Here is an 18,918-nt window from a genome sequence, read left to right as displayed (position 1 = left end):
CTAGCTCCTTACCGGCTCGACGTCGTCGTCAAACGGAGTGTGTGCGGCGGAAAGCGGACGCTTGGGACGGTTGGCGTCGGGGTCGACCTCGGCCTGAGCCGCGTTGGGCAGCATACCGTTACGCACCACGCGAGTGAGGTAGTAAAGGCCGGCGTAAAACACCACCGCGTACACCAGCACGTAGCCAATCAGCGTAGCGAGGGCCATCCAGCCAGTCAGCGACGGCGTCAAGCCCTGGGCTTGGGTCATCATGCCGTAGACCAGCCACGGTGCCCGGCCGGATTCGGTAACGATCCACCCGGCCAACACGGCAATGAACGGCAGTGAAATCATACTCACCAGCGTTTTAAGAAACGCTTTGTTTTCATATACACGGCCACCACGGCGTAGCAGCAATCCCGCAAACGCTACAGCGATCATCAAAAGGCCGATTGCCACCATCACACGAAACGACCAGAACACCAGCGCCACCGGCGGCTGCTCTTCCGGCGGCACTTCGCTGATACCCGGAATCTCACCATCGATGGAGTGGGTCAGGATGATGCTCGCTAGATTAGGGATCCCCAGCGCGAAGCGGTTCTCTTGAGCGTCCTGATCCGGCAGGGCGAACAATAAAAGCGGCACGTTAGAGGTGGTTTCCCAGTGTCCTTCCATGGCGGCCACTTTAGTGGGCTGGTACTCAAGCGTATTGAGACCGTGGTAATCGCCAATCACTGCCTGAGCAGGGGTCAGGAAGAGCAGCATCCAAAGGCACATGGAGAGCGCCCGACGATTGGCCGGCACGTCGCGGCCGCGTAGCAAAAACCAGGCACTGATGCCCGCTACCACGAAACCACCCGTAATGAAGGACGCCATGGCCATATGGAAGAAGCGGTACGGGAAAGAGGGATTGAAAATCGCTTCGGTCCAGGACGTGACGTAGAAGCGGTTGTCGATCAACTCGACCCCGGCTGGTGTTTGCATCCAGCTATTGGCAGAAAGGATCCAGAACGCAGAGATGAAGGTGCCCAACGCCACCATGGCCGCCGAGAACAGATGGACGCCTTCCGGCACCTTGCCGCGTCCAAAAAGCAAAACGCCCAAAAAGGCTGCTTCGAGAAAGAAGGCAGTAACCACTTCGTAGCTTAGCATCGGTCCAATGAAGTTGGACGCGGCAAACGAGAAGTTGCTCCAGTTGGTACCGAACTGGAAGGACATGACGATGCCCGACACCACGCCCATGGCAAACACCACCGCGAACACTTTCGTCCAGAAAAGTGCCAAGCGGTCCCAGGCGGGATTCTCAGTTTTGAAGAACAGGCCGTGCAGTAGTGCAATGTAGGACGCTAACCCTATCGTGAAGACGGGGAAGATAGTGTGAAAACACACAATGAACGCGAACTGTAGTCGCGACAGCATTAAGGGGTCGAGTTCCATGACACTCTCCTGAAACCGGGGAATAGTATGACGCCCATGGGTAATAAAAGCCTGATCGTGCCCGGGGGCGTTTGTTTTTATCAAGACCTGGCTAATCTTTACTCATGGGCCTATCTTACTGGCTTAACGCCCACCTGGCACCGTTCTCTATGCGTTATTGCGTGTCACAATGACACACATCAATTTACGCTGATATTGGTCAGCTCATTACCACGATACTGACCATATATCCGGTGTAGCCCAAAAAGGAGGCGAGTAGCACGCCGCCCTCTAAACGATTGATACGCCGGGGTCTGCCGCGCCAGGAGAACGCGAAAAGTACCATTAAGAGCGTCATGCAGCTCATTACGCTCCAATCGCGCACCAGCACCTCGCGACCGGCCTCGATCGGGGCGATCACACCAGCAAGCCCCACCACCGCCAGGCTGTTGAACAGATTAGAGCCCACCACGTTGCCCAGCACCATATCGTGCTCGTTGCGCCGTAATGCACTGATGCTCGAGGCAAGCTCGGGTAACGAAGTACCCACTGCCACCACCGTCAAGCCAATGATCAAATCGCTCACGCCGAACGCGCCCGCTATTTCGACCGCGCCCCATACCAACATGCGCGAGCTGGCAATCAACAGTACCAGCCCGATCAGCGTCCAGGCGATCGACTTGCCTTTGGACATGGGCTTTTGATCCAGCGTCTCGGCCACTTCCGTCTCGAGGGGGTCCTCGTGTTTGGCGCGCGAGCGCCAGATACTTATCCCGATAAATAGCGTCAACGCCACCAGCAAAATGACCGCCTCGATACGCGTCACCCAGCCGTCGAACAACATATAGCCGGTCAACAGCATGACCCCCACCAGCAGCGGCATCTCTTTACGAATGACGCTCGAATGCACCGCCAACGGCGCCATTAACGCAACGAAACCCAGCACCAGCCCCATATTGGCAATGTTCGAGCCGTAAGCGTTACCCACCGCCAGGCCCGGGTTACCCTGCAATGCCGCCAACACCGAGACCATCATCTCCGGAGCCGACGTCCCAAAGCCGATCACCAGCATACCGATCAAGAGCGGAGAGAGCCCCAGCCAGCGGGAAGTCGCGGCGGCGCCATCGATGAATTTTTCGGCGCTCCATATAAGCAGCACCAATCCGATCACGACCGCTAAACAGGCAAGCAACATGGCAGTTCCTTAAAATGGGTAGGCTAGAAAAGGCGAACGCGCCTGCATCGTTGTCCAAGGCAGTGGCCGGGTCAAGCACGCCGTTGATTCAAATACGCCCGCAAGCGTTTGACAGCCCTGCCCGCCCAACGTATTAATCGATCACCAGGCAACATTGAGACTATTGAATTGCGCTACTCCCGGTTCAAGGCACGCCCCTATCTCCCGCTTTCTCCGCCGCTGGTCGACACCCAGCCGCCGGAAACGCCAAGACGGCGGCGCCTGCGCGCCTGCCATGAGTGCGACTGGGTGAGCGCTTTACCGCCGCTGGGCTCCGGCGAAAAAGCCACCTGCCCACGCTGCTCCCATGTTTTAGTCAAGCGTCACCGCTACCCCGCCCAGCGCAGCATGGCACTGGCCGTGGCGTCATTGATCGCGTTGATCATCGCGGTATCGTTCCCCTTTGTCAGCTTCAACGTCAGCGGCGTGAGCAACCGCATCGAGCTTTCCCAAACGGCCACCACGCTGATCGCATTTCACCAGCCGGTCGTTGCCATCGCGGTGATCATGACCATCGTGGTACTCCCCGCGCTCTATTTGTTCGGCGTGATTTGGCTACAATACGGCCTGTTGCGCGGGCGCCACATGCCCTTTAGTCGCGATATTGCCCGCTCGCTTGCCCACTTCGTGCCCTGGATGATGGCAGACGTTTTCATCATTGGCGCCTTGGTGAGTCTGATCAAGGTCGCCGGGCTTGCTCAAATCCAGTTGGGGATCTCTTTCTGGGCGTTCTGCATCTTCGCCCTTTTACTGCTAAAAACCAGCCAGTCGCTGGACGCCGACTGGATGTGGTTTTCACTCGAAGGCGAGCCGCTGGCACCGGAGGGCACCCAGACCGGCACCACTGCCGCCGCTCAGGGCGTGACCGGCTGCCCCACCTGTGGGCTGGTCAACCGTATGCCGGCAAAGGGCAAGGCACGTTGCCTGCGCTGCCATGAAAAGCTGCACAAGCGCGTACCGCACAGCCTGCAGCGCACCTGGGCGCTGCTGTTCGCCGCCACCGTCATGTATATTCCAGCCAACCTTTACCCTATTATGACCACCACGAGCCTGGGCAGCAGCTCGCCTTCGACGATTATAGGCGGTGTGGTGCAGCTCATTCAGATGGGGTCCTGGCCGGTGGCAGCCGTTATTTTCATTGCCAGTGTCATCGTACCGGTAGGCAAGCTTTTCGCGCTGGCCTGGCTATGCCTGGTCGTTCGGCGCAGTAGCGAATTCCACGCCCAGAGCCGCACCCGGCTTTATCGGCTGACGGAGTTCATCGGACGCTGGTCGATGGTCGACGTCTTCGTCGTTGCCATTTTGGTGGCGCTAATTCGCGCCGGCTCATTGATGTCGATCACACCGGGCCCGGCAGCACTTGCCTTTGGCGCGGTAGTGGTCCTGACCATGTTGGCGGCGATGACCTTCGACCCGCGCCTTTTATGGGACACCTCTCCCCCACGCGCTGCACGTTTCAAGCGCGTGACCCGGTTAAACATTGCGACCAAGGAATCAGTGGATGGCTGACGATTTACCCCCGAACGACGAAGCGCCAGCGCCGGAGGAGAATGACCCGAACCGGGCCAGGGCGTCGCGCCAAACGCGTCTGTCGCCGATATGGATCGTGCCTATCGTGGCGCTGGTGATCGGGCTTTGGCTGGTGTACGACAACTATACCAGCCGGGGGACGCTGATTACGCTGACCGCCAACAACGCCGAAGGGATCGAAGCCGGCAATACCCTGATCCGTAGCCGCAACGTGGAAATTGGCCTGGTTCAGAGCGTACGGCTTTCGGACGATCTCTCCCACGCGGTCATGACCGCGCGCATTCAGCCCGAAGCCGAGGCCATGCTGCGCGAGGATAGCCGCTTTTGGGTGGTCAAACCGCGTATCGGCCGCGAAGGTATCAGCGGGCTGGGCACGGTACTGTCCGGCGCCTACATCCAGCTTCAACCCGGCCGCTCCGATGAGCCCCACCGGGAGTTCGAGCTAAGCGATGTGCCGCCGGTGGCCGTGGCCGGTCAAGCGGGACTTCAGATCAGCCTGGTCAGCCAGCTGGGCAATTCGCTGCGCGTCGGCGACCCGGTGTCGTATCAGGGCTATACCGTTGGCCGGGTCGAAGACAACAACTTCGACCCGGAGTCACGCACCATGCAGCACCAGGTCTTCATCGAAGAGCCCTACGCCCAACTGGTGACCGAAAGCACGCGCTTTTGGACCGCCAGCGGGATCGATTTTCGCCTCGACTCCAACGGCGTGCGGGTCAACGTCGAGTCGATCGAGGCGCTTCTGGGCGGCGGCGTCACCTTTGGCGTTCCCGAAGACGTCCCCATGGGCAAGCCGGTGAGCAATAACGCCCGCTTTACGCTTTACAGCGATGAAGACGACGCCCGCGAAGGCACGTTCAACCGCTATCTTGAGTACGTACTGCTGGTTGACGACACCGTGCGCGGGCTCTCCCGCGGCGCGCCGGTCGAGTTTCGCGGCGTGCGCATGGGAAGCGTAGCCGCGGTGCCCTGGAACTTTACCGCCCCCCAGCCCAACGCGCGCTCGCAGTTTGCCATCCCGGTGCTGATTCGCATCGAGCCACAGCGTTTGGGAATCGAAAGCGACGATATCGACCTGGAGGAGTGGGAAACGCGTTTTAACCGCATGTTCGACCTGGGGCTGCGCGCCTCGCTCAAAAACGGCAACCTCTTGACCGGTGCGCTCTTCGTCGATCTTAACTTCCAGCGCGACCTGGCCGGTGATTACGCCCTGGAGATGTTCTCCGAACGCAAGGTCTTTCCCACCGTGGCGGGCGGCTTTGCACAAATCCAGGGCCAGGTCACCAGTCTATTGGACAAACTCAACGCACTCGAGGTCGAGCCGCTGCTGGCCGGGCTCGATCGCAACCTGCAGGCGTCGGAAAGCGTGCTCAATGAGGTCCGCGAGGTCAGCGCCTCGCTCAACGCCATCCTGAGCGATCCGGACACCCAGGCACTCGGCGGCAACGTGAACGCCACCCTCGAAGAGCTTCGCGCGACCCTTGAAGGTCTATCGCCCTCTTCACCGGCCTATCAGGATCTCAATTCGGCCATCGAACAGCTCAACCGCCTGATGCGGGATTTACAGCCGCTGACGCGCACGCTCAACGAAAATCCCCGGGCGCTGCTTTTCGACAACCTGGACACGCAGGACCCGATTCCACGGGCCCCTCGATAATAGGATGACGCCATGCGTTATGGAACACTAAAAATGGTCGCGCTGCTGGGTCTTGGGTTGCTGTTGAGCGGCTGCGCCTCGAGCGTGTCGCCGCCAGCACGCTACATGCTGCCGACCGCCCAGGTCACGAGCCCCGCCACGCCCACCGAGCACACGCTGCAGGTACGCACGCCGCGACTGGCCCACTATCTCGATGTCGACGGCATCGTCATGCAGCTCGATGACATCACCTTGAACGCGGCTCGCGAACACCAATGGGCGGAAGAATTGGGCCGCCAGATCGAGCGAGCGCTGCGCGGGCGCCTCTCCCAGGAACTTCCGCTGGTGCAGGTGGTGCGCGCCGAGGGCGGCCAGGCCACCGGCGTCACGCTGTCGCTGGAGGTGGACCAGTTCCAGGGACGTTTTGATGGCAACGCGGTGGTCAGCGGCCAATGGCAACTGCGCGGTGCGGGCAATCAGCTTTTAGCCATGGAGAGTTTCTCCGCCGAGACCGAGCTCATGCAGGACGGCTACCCGGCACTGGTACGCGCCCTTGGCCAAAGCCTCGACGAGGCCGCCATCGGCATCGCTCAAGAGCTTCGCACCGGCGGCTACTTCTAACTCTCCCAACGGCCAACACCCTTGGCGCGCCGGGATTTTCGACCGGCGCACAGGGTTTCGAGCCCCCCGCTAAATCGCGACATTCTCAAAAGCCCCTCGCAGCCAAGCGCGCTATCTGGCAAACTTCGCTGCCGCGCGGGGCTTACCCGCGTGTTTTTAACCAATTTAGAACCCTAGCCTGGTAACAGCGCACACGCGCTCTTGCCGTGCAATGGCGGAGAACGCATGAGCTTTACGGAACTTGGTCTGCAGGACGACTTACTACGCGCCATTAGCACCCAGGGCTATACCCAGCCGACCCCCATCCAGCTAAAAGCCATTCCCCTGGTGCTGGCCGGGCGCGATCTGCTGGCAAGCGCCCAGACGGGAACGGGCAAGACAGCAGGCTTCACCCTGCCCATGCTGCAGCGGCTGAACACCGGCAAGCGCCCGGGTAAGCGCCAGGTACGTGCGCTGGTGCTCACCCCCACCCGCGAGCTGGCCGCCCAGGTCGGCGAGAGCGTCTCCGATTACGGCAAGTATCTGTCGCTGAAATCGCACATCATTTTCGGCGGTGTCGGCCAGAATCCCCAGGTACAAGCGCTAAGAGAAGGCCTCGACGTGCTGATCGCCACGCCCGGCAGGCTGATGGACTTACAGCAGCAGGGCCACGTGGACCTGTCCCAGGTCGAGATTCTGGTGCTCGACGAAGCCGACCGCATGCTCGACATGGGCTTCATTCACGATATCAAGCGCATCCTGAAGCTGTTGCCGAACAAGCGACAGAACCTGCTCTTCTCGGCCACCTTCTCCAATGAGATCCAGACGCTGGCCAACCAGTTACTGGATAACCCGGCGCTGGTCGAAGTCGCGCCGCGCAACACTACCGCGGAAAAGATCATTCAGACCATCTACCAGGTGGATCGCGATAAAAAGCGCGAGCTACTGGCGCATTTGATCACCCAGCACAGCTGGTTTCAGGTACTGGTCTTCACGCGCACCAAACACGGCGCCAACCGCCTGGCCGAACAGCTTTCCAAGCAAGACATTCCGGCCATGGCGATCCACGGCAACAAAAGCCAGGGCGCGCGCACCCGAGCGCTGGGCGCGTTCAAAAGCGGCGATCTTCAGGTACTGGTCGCCACCGACATCGCCGCCCGGGGGCTTGATATCGACGAGCTGCCCTTCGTGGTCAACTTCGATTTGCCTAACGTTTCCGAAGACTACGTTCACCGCATTGGCCGTACCGGCCGGGCGGGCAGCAACGGCGAAGCGGTATCGTTGGTATGCGTCGACGAGCATGCACTTTTGACCGGCATCGAGCGACTGATCAAGCAGACGCTGCCTAAAAAGATCGAGCCCGGCTTCGAACCCGACCCCAACGCCAAGCCCCAGCCGATCGAAAACGGCCGCCGCGGTCAGCGCAAGCCCACCGGCCGGCGCCAGGAGCAAGGCGGCAACTCGGGTAACACCTCGCGTCGGGGCGGGCGCCGCTAGCGCCGAAAAGCGCAATGTGCGAAGGTTATGATTTTTTGGCCCAGGCCCACACGTTCAGGGAGTGATTATGGCGTCGTCTCAACTTATCAATGACTATCGGCAGTGGCTGGTTTTTCAACGCCAGGAGCAGCTGAGCCGGGAGCATCAAGGCGTGGTTCAGCGCCTTGAAGATGCAAAGGTAACCTCCAAACAGGTCGTAGAGGCCTATCGCAGTATGGCGGACAAGGCGTCCACCGAAGGCGCTTGCTACCGCACGCTGTTTCTGCGCGAAAGCGACGAAGAATCGGCGCTGGTGTGCGAAGGCTGGCTGTTTATTCGCCGCGTGCTCAGCGAAGAGAACAGCACCCGCGTTCGCGCCACGCTGCTGGAGTCCTTCACCCTCGAAGACGGGATCATCACCCCGGGCGACAAGCCGGCGCGCAAGGTCACCCTCGAGATTTTCGAAAGGCTCGACATGAACCGGGGCATGCGTACCGACGCCCGCGTCGACTGCCTCGAAGCACCGGGTGATTACCACTTCATCACCCTAATGGACACCGCCCGCGGCGATCTACGTGCACACCTCAAGTAGCCGTCATGGCTAACCGCCGCACGCTAAGCTTCATACTGCTGATGTTTGTCGTGGGGCTGAACTTACGCCCCGCGCTTTCATCGGTGGCGCCGCTTTTGACTCGCCTTCAGGAAAGCGCCGGCTTGACGCCGGCAGCGGCGGGTATTTTGACCACGCTGCCAGTGCTCTTTCTGGGCTTGGCGGCCCCGCTTGCTCCGCTCATTGCGCGGCGAATCGGCAGCGAGCGCGCGCTCAGCGCCGCCCTTTTACTGCTCACCACCGCCCTTTTGATCCGCCCCTGGCCGCTGCCCGGCGCCCTGTTCATCGGCACGGCGATGGCGGGGGCCGCCATTGGTCTGGCAGGCACCCTACTGCCTGGACTGGTCAAGCGCGAACTCCCTCAAAGTGCTGACCTTTTGACCGGGCTCTACACCATGGCCCTTTGCTTTGGCGGGGCGCTCGGGGCGGGGCTTTCCGTGCCGCTGGCCAACCTGCTGGGAAGCTGGCAGTTAAGCCTGGTGAGCTGGGGCGGTGTAGCGCTCATCACGCTTTTACTGTGGTCAACGCTTGCCCCCAGGCCGACTGCGCGGGTGACTCCGAGTGTTTCGGAAACATCCCTCAAGGCGCTTTTGCGCCAGCCCCTGACCTGGCAGGTAATGCTTTACATGGGCATTCAGTCTTCCATGGCCTACATCGTGTTTGGCTGGCTGCCTACGCTTTTGGTCTATCGTGGCTATAGCGAAAGCGAGGCCGGGTTGACCATGGCGGTCTCGATCATCTGCCAGCTGGGCTCGGCGCTAAGCGCTCCCTGGCTTGCTCGCCTGGGCCGCGACCAGCGGCCAGCGCTTTTTGCCATGCTCACGTTTACCGCACTGGGGCTTTTCATGCTAATGGTCGCCCCGCTTAGCTGGCAGTGGCCAGGTGCTGCGTTATTGGGCGTGGGTCAGGGCGGCTGTTTCAGCCTGGCGCTGAGTCTTCTGGTGCTGCGAACCGCCAACGCCGGCCTTGCCGGTAAGCTCTCCGGGCTCGTTCAGGGCGGCGGCTATACGATCGCAGCGCTTGGGCCTTTCGGTGTCGGTCTGTTGCTCCAGGTGGGCGCGCGTATCGACCATATCGCCTGGCTGCTTTTGGCCCTGATCGGCCTTTGCTACGTGTTCGCTTTTTTGGCGGGGCGTAACCAACAGCTGGACGACCAGACCGGTACGCTTTGCGTTATAAAGCAACGCGACCGGCGAGCGTAAGGAGTTTTTATGAATGCGGCCCCGCAACTGCGTAACAGCGCCGAGCTCGGCGAGCGGCTGCTGGTCATTTATACCGGCGGCACCATCGGCATGGAGCGCGGCGCCGAAGGTCTCGCCCCGGGCGGGGCCTTCGAGCAGCGTATGCACCGCGCCTTCGAGACCCTTCCGGTTTCAAAGCAGAGCGCGCTGCCGCCCTTCGACGTGCTAAGCCTGGCCACTTTGATCGACTCGAGCGCGGCCACCCCGCTCACTTGGCAGCAGCTGGCGACGCTGATCAGCGAGCGCTTCGGCACTTACAAAGGATTCGTGGTGCTGCACGGCACCGATACGCTAAGCTTCAGCGCGGCAAGCCTTGCCTACCAGCTACAGGGACTTGACCGGCCGGTGGTGCTTACCGGTGCCATGCAGCCCCTCGAAGCGCCAGGCAGCGACGCGTTGGACAACCTTTACGGCGCGCTGCGCTTTGGGGCAAGCGATACGCTCAAAGAGGTCGCGATCTACTTCGCTGGTAAGCTTTTGCGGGGGGTGCGCGCCGTCAAGCAGCACAGCGAGGCGCCGGGTGCCTTTGTGAGCCCGTGCTACCCGCTTCTGGGCGAGCGCGTGGACAGCGATTTCATCGTCTACCCGGGGCGCGGTCTCGGTGCGACCCAGCGCGGCGCGCCCCGCTTCGAACTGCCAGGCTATGCAGGCCAGGCCCAGGGGGAAGTGATCCGCCTGGCACTGTGGCCGGGTATTAGCGCCTGGCAGTTGGAAGCACTTTTGGGCGATACGCGCGTCAAGGGCGCTCTTTTGCAACTTTGGGGAGCCGGCAACTTGCCCGGCGAACCGGCGCTTTTGGAGGTGCTGGCAAAGGCCTGCGGCGAGGGCAAGCTAATCGCTGCCACCAGCGTGTGCCCCCAGGGCAGCGTGCGCTTTGGCACCTACGCGGCGGGGTCGGGTTTAAGCGAGGCCGGCGTACTCAGCGGGGCGGACATGACGCCGGAAGCAGCACTGACCAAGCTGGTGCACCTGCTAGCCCAGCCACTGCCGGAAGAGGACCGCCGCCAACGCTTTTTGACCCCACTGGTGGGCGAGCGCTAAGCACTATGGCATCGCCAAGCACTATGGCATCGCCAGGTACTATGGCATCGCCGGGTATTCGGGCCATGTTGATGAAAAAACGTTCATGAACGTGGCTTGATGAACAAGGTTTGCTAGATTCAGTTACAAGCCGCTGCCGCCGGCTTCGATAAAAGCGGCCAATCGACGACCACCCAAGGAGAGCAACATCATGGAACAGCCCGTACACGAATTCAGCGATCTTTTCGAGCAGCTCGGACTCGACTCGGATAGCGCCTCGATCGAAACGTTTATCGAACAAAACGGCCCGCTGCCCGACACCATGCCGATTGCCGAAGCGCCCTGCTGGAACGAAGGTCAGGCGGCGTTTTTGCGCGAGGCGATTGCAGACGACGCTGACTGGGCGGAAGTAGTGGGCCATCTCGACGCCGCCATGCACCAGCCCGCCTGATTCGCCTTACCCCTGCCTGCGCGCCGCTTCCACGCGGCGCCTGTACCACGCCCCGATCAAGAGCAAAAGCGCCAGCGCTACGAGCGGCAGCAGTACATCGAACTGCAACGCGTTCTCCTCCTCGATCGCTTCGAGGGCGCCGTATATGGCGCTGCTGTAAACGCCCCATTTGACCGAAAGCCCAAGCGTTGCCGCCAAAAGATAAGGGCCCAGCGGCAGCCGGTTGAGGCCCGCGGCGTAATTGATCACCGAGTGTGGAAAGCCTGGCAGTATACGAAGCGCGCACTGGGTGAGCATGTCGCTTCGCTGCTCGAGGGTATGCATCACTTTTTCGGTGAGCCCGCCGGGTTTGATGCGCTCATGAAACCGCGCGGCCAGCTGGTAGGCGCCCAGCGCCCCTATCACGCTCCCCAGTGTCAGCATGGGGGTGGCCATCCACGGCGTATAAAACGGCGCGATCAGCCAAAGGCCGATACTGCCGGGAAGGCCAATGGCGAGGGTGACCGCCATGGCCGCAACGACGCTGACAATGACCGCCGGGTGATGGGACATCCCGGCGGCCCAGCGCTTGAATTCGGCTAAATCCGGCGAGTACCAGAGCCACACGTAACCCACCATCATGAGCAGCGCAAAAAGCGTCACCCAACGCCAGGAAAGGTGCCAGCGTCTAGCCATTGAGTCGCGCTTCGACGCGCTCGAGAATCTGCCGGCTGACCTTCCCCACCATGGGCCTGGCCGCCCGATTGACGGCTTTCTCCATCAGGCGGTTGCGGATATCGTAGGTGAGCGTGAGCGAGACGCGCGTGCCCTCGTCCACCGCTTCGAGCTGGTAGCGGCCCTGGTTTTTCACCCCGTCCAGGGACTCCCAGGCAAGCGTTCGAGGCGCGTCGATTTCGGTCACCTCCACGTCGAAAGCCCAATCCATGCCCACCGCGCGAACGTGCCAGCGGTAGCGGTTGTCGCCCAGGGTATCGATCGAGTGGATCATATCGGAGTAGTCGGCAAAATCTTCCACGCGTTTAAGCAGCTCAAACACCCGCTCGGGTGCGGCGTGGACAATCTCACTATGTTCTATGGTTGCCATGGGTGCATCTCTAAAGCTTGAACAATGAGCTTAACATGCCCAATTACGCGGACCCACAGGCCCGCTTTTTACGCGACTGCCTTTTCACCAGACCCGTTAATCAGACCCGCGGCTAGCCAAGTGGCAGGCCAATGCGTAAACTGCGCAGCGTTCCGGACCGGACCCCGGACTCTAGCCTTCAAGGCACTCAATAAATTCTCCGGCCAGCGAGTATTAGCATGTCTGTCGATTCCTGTACACACTCCCCCGCCACCGTCGTGATCTACTCCGGCGGCATGGACTCCTTTACCGTACTGCACCGCGCTCTTAAAGAGGGGCTAAAGGTGCATGCGCTGTCCTTTGATTACGGCCAGCGCCACCGCCGCGAGCTCGACACCGCCCGCCGAGTGTGCGAAAAGCTCGGCGTTCCCCACCAGGTGGTGGATATACGCGCCATCCATGGGCTGATCGATAACTCCGCGTTGACGGATTCAAGCCAAACCATGCCCGACGCCGACTACGCCGAGGAGAATCTGCAAGCCACCGTAGTGCCCAACCGCAATATGATTCTTCTTTCGCTTGCCATTGCCAAGGCGGTGAACATCGGCGCGGCGCGCGTGGATTACGGCGCCCACGGCGGCGATCACGTGCTCTATCCCGACTGCCGCCCGGAATTCGTCGACGCCATGCGCCACGTCGCCGCTATCGCCAATTTCGAGCCGATCGAGGTGAACGCGCCTTACCTAAGCGTCAGCAAGGCCGAGATTCTGCGCGAAGGCCTGGCCATGAAGCTCGACTATCGCGACAGCTGGACGTGTTACGAAGGCCGTGAGCTTGCCTGTGGCAAGTGCGGCAGCTGCCGCGAGCGTTTGGCAGCGTTTGAAGCCAACGGGGTGACCGACCCGCTTCGCTATGAAAGCGCAAGCGGTGACACCACGGTGGGAGAAAGCGATGTATCACGTTAAAGAGGCGTTCTACACCCTGCAGGGCGAAGGCGCTCAGGCCGGCCGCGCCAGTGTCTTTTGCCGTTTTACCGGCTGCAACTTGTGGTCCGGGCGGGAAGTGGACCGGGCAAGCGCGCGCTGCACCTTCTGCGATACCGATTTTATCGGCACCGATGGCAACGGCGGTGGGCGCTTCGATGACGCCGAGGCGCTTGCTGCGCATATCGCCAGGCGGTGGCCCGAGGCTGGAAAAAACGCCGTGCCCTACGTGGTCTTTACCGGCGGCGAGCCGCTTTTGCAGCTCGACCCGGCATTGATCGAGGCGGTGAAAGCGAACGGCTTCGAAATCGGCGTGGAGACCAACGGCACCGTCAGCGTGCCCGAGGGCATCGACTGGCTGTGCGTCAGCCCCAAAGCGGGCAACGCCCTGAAAGCCCTGACCGGCGACGAGCTAAAGCTTGTGTACCCCCAGCCGGAGGCGGCGCCGGAGCGCTTCGAGTCACTCGGCTTTACGCACTTTTTCTTACAGCCGATGGACCAGGGGGGCTCGCTTGACAACCAGGCGCGGATTCAAGCCACCACCGCCTACTGCATGGCGAACCCCCAGTGGCGGCTTTCGCTTCAGACTCACAAAATCGCAGGGTTCGAATAATGGCGCTCTTTGTCGATCAATTAAGCCATATCGATGTATCGGTATGGTGCCCCGAAAAAGGCCTGACCGGCTGCAGCTGGCAGGTGGATGCGGTGTTGGACGGTGAGCTTGGCGAAGACGGCATGCTGTTCGATTTCGGTAAGGTCAAACCCTTCATCAAAAAGACGCTGGACTCAGGCGTCGACCACACCCTGCTGGTGCCGACCAAAGCGCCGGGGGTTAGCGTTAGCCGCTGCGAGGAAGGCCTTTGTGTTCGCGCCACCACGCCCTACCCGTTTGAGGTGCGCGGCCCGGCAAGCGCGTTTACGTTGATCGAGACCGAGGAAGTAGCCCTTGACGCGCTGACCGAATCGCTAAGCCAGGCGCTTACCCAAAGCTGCCCGGAAAACGTCGCCCGGGTTGCCCTCACGCTGACCAATGAAGTGATCGATGGGGCGGCCTACGGCTATAGCCACGGCCTCAAGCGCCACGACGGCAACTGCCAGCGCATCGCTCACGGCCACCGTTCAAGACTTGCGATATTTCAGCACGGCGAACGCCAGCATGAACTCGAGCGACAGTGGGCGGCGTGGCTCGACCAGCGCTACCTGCTCGAGCGCGCCGATATCGCCTGGCAGGATGATAAAACCCTCGAATGCCGTTACGTGGCCGATGAAGGCGCGTTCAGCATCACCTTGCCGATGAGCCGTTGTGCGGTACTGCCCTACCCCACCACGGTCGAGAACATCGCCCGCTGGCTCGCCGCCGAGATCGCCCGGGAGACCGGCGTGCCCACCCGGGTTCACGCCTTCGAAGGATTCAACAAGGGCGCCACGGCCGCCGAGGACGTTTGAGCGATGGCGTCACTGATTGCCAAGCAGGCCGACAAGGCCAACGGCGGCTGCCGTGCCGGGTGCGGGGCGTGCTGTATCGCGCCTTCCATTAGCTCGCCCATCCCCGGCATGCCCAAGGGTAAACCCGCGGGCGAGCGCTGCGTGCAGTTGGATGACGACAACCTGTGCAAACTGTTCCAGGACCCCCGCAGGCCCAACGTTTGCGCGCGGTTCGTCTTCGACAGCGACGTATGTGGCAGCCACCGCGACGAAGCGCTCGCCACGCTTTCATGGCTCGAGGCGAGCACCTGAGGCCAGGCCGGCGCTAGCTTTCTATGCCGGCGGGCTGCGGTAAACGCCGCTCCAATAGATTCACCCAGCGCACCAATATCGGCGCGTCGCTATGGCTCACGTTTGAAAGCCGCTCACGGAAGAGCTCCCGGGTTTTTTTATCCTCCGGCGCAATATGCGTTAGCCAAAACTCGAGCGCGGCCAGTTCGTGATGCCGGTTACCCTGCTCGCGGGCATGGTCGATAGCAAGCTCCGCCAACGGCCTTACCTCGCTCAATGGACGCCCCTGAAGGTGGCGCACCCGCGCAAGCTGAGTGGCGATTTCAGGAAGAAACAGCGTGCGCCGCTCCCTGGCAATCACCAGGCATTGATCCAGGTACTCTTCGGCGGCGCCTAGCTCGCCAAGTTCGATACACGCATCCGCGTACCAGAGTACCGGCCGCTGAAAGCGGTCGCGCCCGTTGAGCTCGGCCATCTGATCCAGACTTTCCTTGAGCTTCACAAGCCCCGCCGGGTCGCCGCTTAGCGCCTGTTGCCAACCCAACACGCCCTGAGCGGATATCTGCCAAAGCTGCAGGTCTGGCGTTGCGGTCATCGCCGCGGCGCGTTCGGCGTGGCGGGCCGCCAGGTGAATGTGGCCCAGCTGGCGGTAAAGCGCGGTGGCGAACATCAGCGCCATGGCAAGCGTGCCCGGGTGGCCGATTTTTTCCGCCAGGCGAATCGCCGCAGCGATATGGCGCTCGGCGCGCTGGTAGTCGCCGCGCAAACAAAGCGCCCAGCCCTGAAAACTCGCCGCGCTTACCTGGGGGTGGTCCGAGAACGGCAGCCACTCGATCATCATCGAGGCATTGAGCGGATCGATTTCGTTTAGATGATCGAACGCCTGAGCAATGCGCCCGGCCCAGTACTCACACTGGGCCCCGGCGGAGTCGGCAAGTCGTGCGTAGCGTGGGTCCTCGAGGCGCCTGGCGATATCGGAAAGCGTCGCGGCCAGCGCAAAGGCATCGGCGTGGGCGTAGCGTTGGCTGCGGCTCAGCCAAAGCCCCCACTTCACCAAAAAGATCTGCTCGAGGTCTTCCGGGTCTTCCGGGGTGTCGTCGCCGTTGGTGCGCAAAAGCTCCCGGGCGCTTACGAAGCACTCGTGGGCGGTAGGCGAGCCATGCCCTTCCAGGGCGAAGGCGGCCTGGCCCTTGACGGTCAGAAGACTCACCTCGCGCTCGGCGCGATCCTCGACATGCTTCAAACAGCCAAGCCCGAAGTCGGCCATCTGCAGCGCGGTGCGGTTGGCGCTGACCTTGAGCGCCTCCCGGGCGGCAAGCTCGAAGTAGCGGGCAGCGCGGGCGTGGTGACCGCTGCGGCGCAGATGCGTGGCAAAGTCGCCGGGCCGGCGGCTGATCCACATCGGGAAGCGTTCTTCGATCAGTGTCACGACCTGCTGGTGAAGCGCGGTGCGTACGTCTTTCGGGCAAGAAAGGTACGCCGCTTCGTGTAGCAGTTGGTGGCTGAACTGATAGTCCGCCTCGACGCCGGAGGATTCGACCGGTTCGATGATCTCGAGCTGACGCATGTGCTCGAGCGCCTTGAGCAGGCGCCCCTTGTCGACCTGACTACTCTCGACGAGCATGTCGACCTGGAACCGCCGCCCCAGTACCGCCGCCACGTGGGCGATCTCGCGGTCACGCTCCAGCTGGTCGATCCGACTGGCCAACAGCCCAAGCAAGCCCTTGGGCAGCTCGTTGAACTGTACGCTGCGCCCTTCACGACGGTCCATATCCAGACGCCGGCAGATCTCCTGCAGGTAAAGGGGTACGCCGTCGCAGCGCTCGACGATCTGGTTGCGAAGTCGCGGGCTTAGCTGAATCTGATAGCGTTTAGCCAGCTGGGCCAAAAGTCGCCCGGCCTGGCCCGCATCGAGCTTGCCGAGCATGATCTGTTGATCCCAGTGCAGCTTGACCGGCAGCGGCTCACGCCCGTGGTGGCTTGCCACCAGCATGAAGGCGGTATTGATGGCCAGCCGCGCCTGCAGGCCGCCGAGCACCTTGAAAGACGGCTCGTCCAGCCACTGCAGGTCGTCGATCATCAAAAGCAGCGTGCGCTGCTGCGCCTCGCGCTCGATCAGGCAGTGCAAGAGCCTGGCGACCAGCTCCACGGCTTCGCCGTTTTGGGTGAGCTGAGCGGTGTCTTCAATCTCGCGCACCCCCAGCGCCTGTTCGAGCAGTTGTTGGCGTTCGCTGCCAAGCTCGGTAAACGAAAGCGCCTGTTGGAGCGCGTGCAGCGACTCGAGCGTAGGCGGCTGCTGGTCGTGCCAGGCAAGCAACTGGCGGGCCACACCGTAGGGCTCGAGCACCGAAAGCCGCGTGGTGGGCAGCCAGCACACCGCGGCGTCGCGGCTTAGCTCGAGCTGACGAAAGCCGACCATCAGGGCGGACTTGCCCATTCCGGTACCGCCGCGTACCAGTACGCTTTGCCTCAGCCCGATCCCCGCCCGGGCCTGGGCGTCGCGCAGCGTGCGCAGCGCGGTCTCGCGACCGATCAAACTGGGCGGCATGGCATCGCGCCCCCCTTCGTTCTGGCCCAGCACCAGCGCGCGCAGGCGCACCCGGCCATCGCTTGCCACCAGCCGCGACGAGAGGCGTGGCTGCAGGTCGAGCGCCGGCGGCATGTGCTGGCTCGCCTGCTGAGAGATCACAAGCTCGCTCCCTTCGGCAGCGCCCATCAGCTCCAGCGAGAGTTGCGTCACCTGGCCGAGGGGGTCGGCCAGCTGGCGCTCGGGCAGATACACCACCCGCCCACTATTGAGCCCGGCGGTCAGTTCGAAACTCGGCGGCTCTTTATCGATGCTCCAGCGCCGGGAAATCTCCTGGGGCAACGCCTTGCGACAGTGCTCGTACAGCGCGACCAACTCGGCCAGCTGATGGGCAGGCCCATGGGTTCCGAAGCAGGCAAGCCCCAGCCCGCCGGTGGCGCCGGGCAGCCAAAAACCGCCCAGGTGGTGGCACTGCTGCTCCAGCCAACGCAAAAGCTCCAACTGCAGATTCAGGCAGTGACGCATGGTGCCCCGCTCCTGCCAATCGCCTTTCAGGGTCAGCCGGATCGCCATGACCGAAAGCTGGCGAAGCTCGATTTCATCCTCACGCAGCGGCTTGCTGTCCGCCGCCAGCGCCCGGGAGTAGGCACCTTGCGGGGTCACCACCGGCGTGTCGTGCTGACCATCGGACCAGTGACTTGCCAGCTGCAAAAAACTGGGCTCGGGCTGCTGGCCCGAGAGCGCTAAAAGCTGCAGGTAGCTCTGGTACTGTTCATGGGCGGCGGCCATCTGATTCTTTTCCGCCAACTGGCGCACCAGCCGCTCGTGAAACGGCCCATAGCCCGAAAAGCTGCTGACCAGCTCCTCAATGACCGTGTCGGGCACTTCCTTTTGGGCGTTAAGCACCTGTTCGGCAAAGCGGATGACCCGCTGGCGCCACTCGTTGCGTACCTGCAACAGCCAGCGCTGAAATTCGCTACAGTTGGTCAGTTGGAGCTCTTCGACCAGATCACCCTGGTAGCAGGCAAGCACCGCCTCCAGGGTTTCCAGGTTCTGGGGGCCTTCGATTAGCGCCTGTAATTCGTGAAGATCCACTTGCCAATGCGCGGGCAGGTTGAAGGCGATGGTTTGGCGGGAGACATTGAGGACTGTGTCGGCGCTCCCCCCAAGCGACTGGCGCAGGCAGTGCAGAGCGTGGCGCAGGTTGGTGCGCCCGGACGAGAGTCCCTGGTCCGGCCATAGTAGCTCGGCAAGGGCGGCACGATTGACCGGCTGACGATGCAACAACAGATAAACCAGCAGGGCTTTGACTTTGTCGTAGCTGAAATGCGTCAGCACGACCTCTTCGAGGGTAAGGGAGAAGTGGCCAAAAAGGGTTAGCTTGTCGATCTGCTTGGCATCGCGCATGAGACACATCCTACCTGGACGGGTGCTCG

17 protein-coding genes are annotated in these 18,918 nt (G+C 61.9%); 12 read left to right on the top strand and 5 right to left on the bottom strand.

Translation table 11 applies throughout. From position 1 onward, the window contains the following. Both ACWFVE_RS07290 and ACWFVE_RS07285 read right to left on the bottom strand, forming a co-directional pair. Entirely contained in the window at positions 1 to 1,416 is a 1,416-nt protein-coding gene (locus ACWFVE_RS07290; protein ID WP_447528618.1) for a cytochrome ubiquinol oxidase subunit I, read from the bottom strand. A gap of 199 nt (positions 1,417 to 1,615) precedes the next feature. Then, positions 1,616 to 2,590: a calcium/sodium antiporter gene (locus ACWFVE_RS07285; RefSeq protein ID WP_447528617.1), complete on the bottom strand. Its 975-nt coding sequence runs from the start codon at positions 2,588 to 2,590 to the stop codon at positions 1,616 to 1,618. Between the two features lie 168 nt (positions 2,591 to 2,758). Here ACWFVE_RS07285 and ACWFVE_RS07280 point away from each other — a divergent pair, with 168 nt between their 5' ends. From ACWFVE_RS07280 to ACWFVE_RS07245, 8 genes are all read left to right on the top strand, one after another. Then, positions 2,759 to 4,138 carry a PqiA/YebS family transporter subunit gene (locus ACWFVE_RS07280; protein ID WP_447528616.1) on the top strand — a complete coding sequence of 460 codons (1,380 nt, stop codon included), beginning with the start codon at positions 2,759 to 2,761 and terminating at the stop codon, positions 4,136 to 4,138. Beyond that, complete coding sequence (gene pqiB / locus ACWFVE_RS07275) at positions 4,131 to 5,816, top strand: intermembrane transport protein PqiB (protein WP_447528615.1); 1,686 nt, start codon at positions 4,131 to 4,133, stop codon at positions 5,814 to 5,816. The genes ACWFVE_RS07280 and pqiB overlap by 8 nt, the downstream gene beginning before the upstream one ends. A gap of 12 nt (positions 5,817 to 5,828) precedes the next feature. Further along, positions 5,829 to 6,416 (top strand): PqiC family protein, encoded by a 588-nt coding sequence (locus tag ACWFVE_RS07270; protein WP_447528614.1) that lies wholly within the window; start codon positions 5,829 to 5,831, stop codon positions 6,414 to 6,416. Positions 6,417 to 6,641: 225 nt separating this feature from the next. Beyond that, entirely contained in the window at positions 6,642 to 7,892 is a 1,251-nt protein-coding gene (locus ACWFVE_RS07265) for a DEAD/DEAH box helicase (protein ID WP_447528613.1), read from the top strand. Between the two features lie 67 nt (positions 7,893 to 7,959). After that, positions 7,960 to 8,463 carry a hypothetical protein gene (locus ACWFVE_RS07260; RefSeq protein ID WP_447528612.1) on the top strand — a complete coding sequence of 168 codons (504 nt, stop codon included), beginning with the start codon at positions 7,960 to 7,962 and terminating at the stop codon, positions 8,461 to 8,463. A 5-nt stretch (positions 8,464 to 8,468) separates the two neighbouring features. After that, positions 8,469 to 9,683, top strand: a complete 1,215-nt coding sequence (locus tag ACWFVE_RS07255) for an MFS transporter (protein ID WP_447528611.1) — start codon at positions 8,469 to 8,471, stop codon at positions 9,681 to 9,683. Positions 9,684 to 9,692: 9 nt separating this feature from the next. After that, the gene (locus tag ACWFVE_RS07250; protein WP_447528610.1) at positions 9,693 to 10,763 is read left to right on the top strand and encodes an asparaginase; all 1,071 of its coding nucleotides are present in this window, start codon (positions 9,693 to 9,695) and stop codon (positions 10,761 to 10,763) included. A gap of 190 nt (positions 10,764 to 10,953) precedes the next feature. Further along, complete coding sequence (locus tag ACWFVE_RS07245; protein ID WP_447528609.1) at positions 10,954 to 11,193, top strand: DUF2789 domain-containing protein; 240 nt, start codon at positions 10,954 to 10,956, stop codon at positions 11,191 to 11,193. 6 nt (positions 11,194 to 11,199) lie between these two features. On the opposite strand, the gene ACWFVE_RS07240 is transcribed toward ACWFVE_RS07245, so the two are convergent. Together ACWFVE_RS07240 and ACWFVE_RS07235 are read right to left on the bottom strand one after the other, a co-directional pair. After that, positions 11,200 to 11,868 carry a TVP38/TMEM64 family protein gene (locus ACWFVE_RS07240; RefSeq protein ID WP_447528608.1) on the bottom strand — a complete coding sequence of 223 codons (669 nt, stop codon included), beginning with the start codon at positions 11,866 to 11,868 and terminating at the stop codon, positions 11,200 to 11,202. After that, complete coding sequence (locus ACWFVE_RS07235) at positions 11,861 to 12,277, bottom strand: SRPBCC family protein (protein ID WP_447528607.1); 417 nt, start codon at positions 12,275 to 12,277, stop codon at positions 11,861 to 11,863. Before ACWFVE_RS07235 ends, ACWFVE_RS07240 begins: the two co-directional genes overlap by 8 nt. 218 nt (positions 12,278 to 12,495) lie before the next feature. Here ACWFVE_RS07235 and queC point away from each other — a divergent pair, with 218 nt between their 5' ends. Genes queC through ACWFVE_RS07215 form a run of 4 tightly spaced genes read left to right on the top strand, consistent with a single transcriptional unit; the run spans position 12,496 to position 14,976 of the window. After that, positions 12,496 to 13,221 (top strand): 7-cyano-7-deazaguanine synthase QueC, encoded by a 726-nt coding sequence (queC, locus tag ACWFVE_RS07230; protein WP_447528606.1) that lies wholly within the window; start codon positions 12,496 to 12,498, stop codon positions 13,219 to 13,221. After that, complete coding sequence (gene queE, locus ACWFVE_RS07225) at positions 13,208 to 13,852, top strand: 7-carboxy-7-deazaguanine synthase (protein ID WP_447528605.1); 645 nt, start codon at positions 13,208 to 13,210, stop codon at positions 13,850 to 13,852. The genes queC and queE overlap by 14 nt, the downstream gene beginning before the upstream one ends. Beyond that, a complete protein-coding gene (locus tag ACWFVE_RS07220) occupies positions 13,852 to 14,685 on the top strand; it encodes a 6-carboxytetrahydropterin synthase (protein ID WP_447528604.1) in 834 nt (277 codons plus the stop codon). The genes queE and ACWFVE_RS07220 overlap by 1 nt, the downstream gene beginning before the upstream one ends. A 3-nt stretch (positions 14,686 to 14,688) precedes the next feature. Continuing rightward, positions 14,689 to 14,976, top strand: a complete 288-nt coding sequence (locus ACWFVE_RS07215; protein WP_447528603.1) for a YkgJ family cysteine cluster protein — start codon at positions 14,689 to 14,691, stop codon at positions 14,974 to 14,976. Positions 14,977 to 14,989: 13 nt separating this feature from the next. Here ACWFVE_RS07215 and ACWFVE_RS07210 read toward each other — a convergent pair whose 3' ends face one another. Then, entirely contained in the window at positions 14,990 to 18,889 is a 3,900-nt protein-coding gene (locus ACWFVE_RS07210; protein WP_447528602.1) for an AAA family ATPase, read from the bottom strand. Between the last annotated feature and the right edge of the window lie 29 nt (positions 18,890 to 18,918).

This window comes from Vreelandella mediterranea, from assembly GCF_970647075.1.
Note: the sequence above shows the minus strand (reverse complement) of the source record. Positions and strands in the feature narration are given on the sequence as shown.

Excerpts from the sequence above, each read along its gene's own strand:
- pqiB (WP_447528615.1), top strand. The coding sequence starts at position 4,131 with ATGGCTGACGATTTACCCCCGAACGACGAAGCGCCAGCGCCGGAGGAG.
- ACWFVE_RS07265 (WP_447528613.1), top strand. The coding sequence starts at position 6,642 with ATGAGCTTTACGGAACTTGGTCTGCAGGACGACTTACTACGCGCCATT.
- ACWFVE_RS07245 (WP_447528609.1), top strand. The coding sequence starts at position 10,954 with ATGGAACAGCCCGTACACGAATTCAGCGATCTTTTCGAGCAGCTCGGA.
- ACWFVE_RS07215 (WP_447528603.1), top strand. The coding sequence starts at position 14,689 with ATGGCGTCACTGATTGCCAAGCAGGCCGACAAGGCCAACGGCGGCTGC.
- queC (WP_447528606.1), top strand. The coding sequence starts at position 12,496 with ATGTCTGTCGATTCCTGTACACACTCCCCCGCCACCGTCGTGATCTAC.
- ACWFVE_RS07270 (WP_447528614.1), top strand. The coding sequence starts at position 5,829 with ATGCGTTATGGAACACTAAAAATGGTCGCGCTGCTGGGTCTTGGGTTG.
- ACWFVE_RS07290 (WP_447528618.1), bottom strand. The coding sequence starts at position 1,416 with ATGGAACTCGACCCCTTAATGCTGTCGCGACTACAGTTCGCGTTCATT.
- queE (WP_447528605.1), top strand. The coding sequence starts at position 13,208 with ATGTATCACGTTAAAGAGGCGTTCTACACCCTGCAGGGCGAAGGCGCT.
- ACWFVE_RS07250 (WP_447528610.1), top strand. The coding sequence starts at position 9,693 with ATGAATGCGGCCCCGCAACTGCGTAACAGCGCCGAGCTCGGCGAGCGG.
- ACWFVE_RS07235 (WP_447528607.1), bottom strand. The coding sequence starts at position 12,277 with ATGGCAACCATAGAACATAGTGAGATTGTCCACGCCGCACCCGAGCGG.
- ACWFVE_RS07220 (WP_447528604.1), top strand. The coding sequence starts at position 13,852 with ATGGCGCTCTTTGTCGATCAATTAAGCCATATCGATGTATCGGTATGG.
- ACWFVE_RS07210 (WP_447528602.1), bottom strand. The coding sequence starts at position 18,889 with ATGCGCGATGCCAAGCAGATCGACAAGCTAACCCTTTTTGGCCACTTC.
- ACWFVE_RS07285 (WP_447528617.1), bottom strand. The coding sequence starts at position 2,590 with ATGTTGCTTGCCTGTTTAGCGGTCGTGATCGGATTGGTGCTGCTTATA.
- ACWFVE_RS07240 (WP_447528608.1), bottom strand. The coding sequence starts at position 11,868 with ATGGCTAGACGCTGGCACCTTTCCTGGCGTTGGGTGACGCTTTTTGCG.
- ACWFVE_RS07260 (WP_447528612.1), top strand. The coding sequence starts at position 7,960 with ATGGCGTCGTCTCAACTTATCAATGACTATCGGCAGTGGCTGGTTTTT.
- ACWFVE_RS07255 (WP_447528611.1), top strand. The coding sequence starts at position 8,469 with ATGGCTAACCGCCGCACGCTAAGCTTCATACTGCTGATGTTTGTCGTG.